The 2,979-nt window shown below is 75.8% G+C and carries 4 protein-coding genes and 1 pseudogene; 4 read left to right on the top strand and 1 reads right to left on the bottom strand.

Features of this window, described 5'->3' with window-relative positions:
- Window positions 1–285, bottom strand: a 285-nt coding sequence (locus JNW91_RS30805; RefSeq protein WP_203178975.1) for a hypothetical protein, incomplete at its 3' end; no start/stop codon positions are given.
- 88 nt (window positions 286–373) lie between these two features.
- Between JNW91_RS30805 and JNW91_RS30800 the strand changes: the two genes are divergently transcribed.
- The 4 genes and pseudogenes from JNW91_RS30800 to JNW91_RS30785 form a co-directional block, all read left to right on the top strand.
- Window positions 374–946 carry a TetR/AcrR family transcriptional regulator gene (locus JNW91_RS30800; RefSeq protein ID WP_139586810.1) on the top strand — a complete coding sequence of 191 codons (573 nt, stop codon included), beginning with the start codon at window positions 374–376 and terminating at the stop codon, window positions 944–946.
- An 81-nt stretch (window positions 947–1,027) separates the two neighbouring features.
- Window positions 1,028–1,945 carry a TIGR04222 domain-containing membrane protein gene (locus JNW91_RS30795; RefSeq protein ID WP_203178974.1) on the top strand — a complete coding sequence of 306 codons (918 nt, stop codon included), beginning with the start codon at window positions 1,028–1,030 and terminating at the stop codon, window positions 1,943–1,945.
- Window positions 1,942–2,760 (top strand): DUF692 domain-containing protein, encoded by an 819-nt coding sequence (locus tag JNW91_RS30790; RefSeq protein ID WP_203178973.1) that lies wholly within the window; start codon window positions 1,942–1,944, stop codon window positions 2,758–2,760. The genes JNW91_RS30795 and JNW91_RS30790 overlap by 4 nt, the downstream gene beginning before the upstream one ends.
- Window positions 2,757–2,979: pseudogene (locus JNW91_RS30785) on the top strand (hypothetical protein); the annotation flags it as partial. The gene JNW91_RS30790 and the pseudogene JNW91_RS30785, both read left to right, overlap by 4 nt.

Below are 2,979 nucleotides of genomic sequence, written 5' to 3'. Positions count from 1 at the left end.
CGGCCATGGTCCGTCCACGGGACGTCGCGCGGCGGCGCCGTCTGGGTCACCCCTTCGGCCGTCGGGCGGGATGGGCGGCGCCGGCGCGCCACCGCGCGGGCCGGTGGCCTCCGCCGCGGCGCCCTCGGGGCCGAGCTCCGTGCGTTGCTGCTTGGCTGAGCGCAGGTCGTCGATCCAGCCGAACTCCTCACCCGACACCGGCTCCTCCGGCTCGGCCTCGGCTCGGCCTCGACCCCAGCGGCGGCCCTTGGGGCGGGTACTGGGCACGGTGCGGGGCGGGGTCACCGGGCGATGGTAGCGGTGTCGACGTGGGGCCTTTACCAAGCCGTACGTACGGTTTGCATGACCCGGGGTGACCTGCGACGATCGACGCGTGCCCAGAGTAAGCCAGGATCAGCTCGACGCGCGCCGGCAGGAGATCCTCGCCGCCGCGCGAGCGTGTTTCGCCCGGCACGGCTACGAGGGGGCGACCGTCCGCCGCCTCGAGGAGGCCACCGGGCTCTCCCGCGGCGCCATCTTCCACCACTTCCGGGACAAGGACTCGCTCTTCCTGGCCGTCGCCGAGGACGACGCCGCCGTCATGGTCGAGACGGTCGCCCGCAACGGTCTGGTGCAGGTCATGCGCGACCTGCTGGCCCGGGCGGTCTCGCCGGACACCACCGGCTGGCTCGGCAGTCAACTGGAGGTCTCCCGTCGGCTGCGCACCGATCCCGCGTTCGCCCGCCGTTGGGCGGAGCGGTCCGCCGCGATCGCCGAGGCGACCCGCGACCGGCTCGCCCGACAGCGCGACGCCGGCGTGCTCCGCGAGGACGTACCGATCGACGTGCTCGCCCAGTTCCTGGAGCTGGCCTACGACGGCCTGGTGCTGCACCTGGCGATGGGCCGCCCGGCCGGTGACCTTGGCCCGGTGCTCGACCTCGTCGAGGAGGCGGTCCGCCGGCACTGACCGCGCGGGCACCGGCCGGCGGGACGTGGCGGCGCTGCTCCACAATGGGGCCGCCGATCCCTCCGGCGACAGGAGCAGCCGATGATCGTCAACGCCGCGTCGGGCGACACCTGGGGCATCCCCGGCCCGACCTTCCTCCGGTTCTACCTCGTGGCGACCGCCGTGGTGGCGGCGCTCGCGGTGCTCTACCGGATCCGCCTGCTGGCCGGCTCGAACACCGCCGTCGCCGGCCCGCTCGGCGCGCAACAGCTCGCGTACCTCAACGGCGGGCCCGCCCTCGCCGTGCACGCCGCGCTCGGCGGGCTGCGCGGCAGCGGCGCGATCGGTGTCGGACCCGACCGCCGGCTGCTCACCACCGGCCCCACACCGACCGGGCTCACCCCGCTGGACCAGGCGATCCACTGGGCCGCCCACCAGCGGTCCCGGGCCCGGGACCTCAACCAGGAACGGCGGGTACGCGACGCCCTCGACCAGCTCCGCACCGACCTGGAGCAGCGCGGCATGCTGCTGAGTCAGGCACAGCGGGTCGCCGTCCGGCGGTGGACCCGTGTCCTCGCCGCCCTGCTAACCCTGGGCGTGGTGCGCCTGTTCGCCGGTCTGACCAACGGTCGACCGGTCGGCTACCTGCTCCTCACCCTGTTCGGGGTGCTCGCGGCGGTGCTGCTGCTGTGGCGCGTCCCGCAGACCACCCGGGCCGGTCGTGCCGCGCTGCGTGACCAGCGACGCCAGCACGCCCACCTGTCCCCCGGCTCGTCGCCCGCGTACGCCACCTACGGGGCGGCCGGCGCGGCGATGGGCGTGGCCCTGTACGGCACCGCGTCGCTCTGGGCTCTCGACCCGGGCTTCGCCGAGCAGGCCGAGGTGCAGCGCCAGGCCCTCGGCGGCGGCTGGTCGTCGGGTTCGAGCGGCACGACGTCGAGCGGCGGCGGCAGCTCCTGCGGGGGCGGTAGCTCGTGCGGCGGGGGCGGCGGGTGCGGCGGAGGCGGGTGCGGCGGATGACCGGCCCGTACGGCGTCGGGATCGGCTGGCGTCCGGAGATCGCCGGTTTCGTGGCCGAGCTGCCCGGGCTGCGATTCGTCGAGGTGGTGGCGGAGTCGGTCCCCGCCACCGGACCGCTCCCGCCGGGCCTGGCGCAGCTGCGCGAGCGGGTGGTGACCGTCGTACCGCACGGGGTGCGGCTCTCGCTCGGCGGCGCCGAGCCGGTCGACCCGGCCCGTGTCGCCCACCTGGCGGCGGTGGCGCAGCGAGTCGACGCCCCGCTGGTCAGCGAGCACATCGCCTTCGTCCGGGCCGGTGGCCTGGAGGCCGGGCACCTGCTGCCGCTGCCGCGCAGCCGGGAGGCGGTCGACGTGATCTGCGCCAACGTGGCCCGGGCGCAGGCCGAACTGCCGGTGCCGATCGCCCTGGAGCCGATCGCCGCGCTGATCGACTGGCCCGACGACGAGCTGGACGAGGCGGACTTCCTCACCGAGATCCTGGACCGCACCGGCGCTCTGCTGCTGCTCGACGTCGCCAACGTGTACGCCAACGCCCGCAACCGGGGCACCGACCCCCTCGCGTTGCTCGACCGCCTGCCGCTGGACCGCGTCGGGTACGCGCACGTCGCCGGCGGGTCGGAACACGGCGGCTACTACCACGACACGCACACCGACCCGGTGCCGCCGGCGGTGCTGGAACTGGTGGGCGAGCTGTGCGCCCGTCGGCGACCACCGGCGCTGCTGCTGGAACGCGACGGCGGCTACCCACCGGCCGCCGACCTCCGCGCCGAGTTGGACGCCCTGGCCACCGCCGCCGGCTACCCGGCCGTGACATGACGCCCGACGGCAGCTCCACGCCCACGCCCCGCGCGGTGCTCGCCGAGCGGCAGGCGGAGTTGGTGGCGGCGCTGGTCGCCGGGGGGCGCGCCGCCGGTGGGGTTCGCGCCGGAGCCGCTGGCCGTCCGTACCGGATCGAGGCCAACGCGCTGGGCGCCGGCCGGGAGCACACCCGCACCGAGCACCCCGAGCAGTACACCGGTGAGCAGGAGGACCTCC

Source organism: Micromonospora parastrephiae (assembly GCF_016802865.1).
GTDB classification, from domain to species: domain Bacteria; phylum Actinomycetota; class Actinomycetes; order Mycobacteriales; family Micromonosporaceae; genus Micromonospora; species Micromonospora parastrephiae.
The sequence above is the reverse complement of the archived record's forward strand: the minus strand, read 5'-3'. Positions and strand labels throughout refer to the sequence as shown.

Bases quoted from the DNA above. Each gene is read 5' to 3' on its own strand.
- JNW91_RS30795 (WP_203178974.1), top strand. From the start codon at position 1,028: ATGATCGTCAACGCCGCGTCGGGCGACACCTGGGGCATCCCCGGCCCG.
- JNW91_RS30790 (WP_203178973.1), top strand. From the start codon at position 1,942: ATGACCGGCCCGTACGGCGTCGGGATCGGCTGGCGTCCGGAGATCGCC.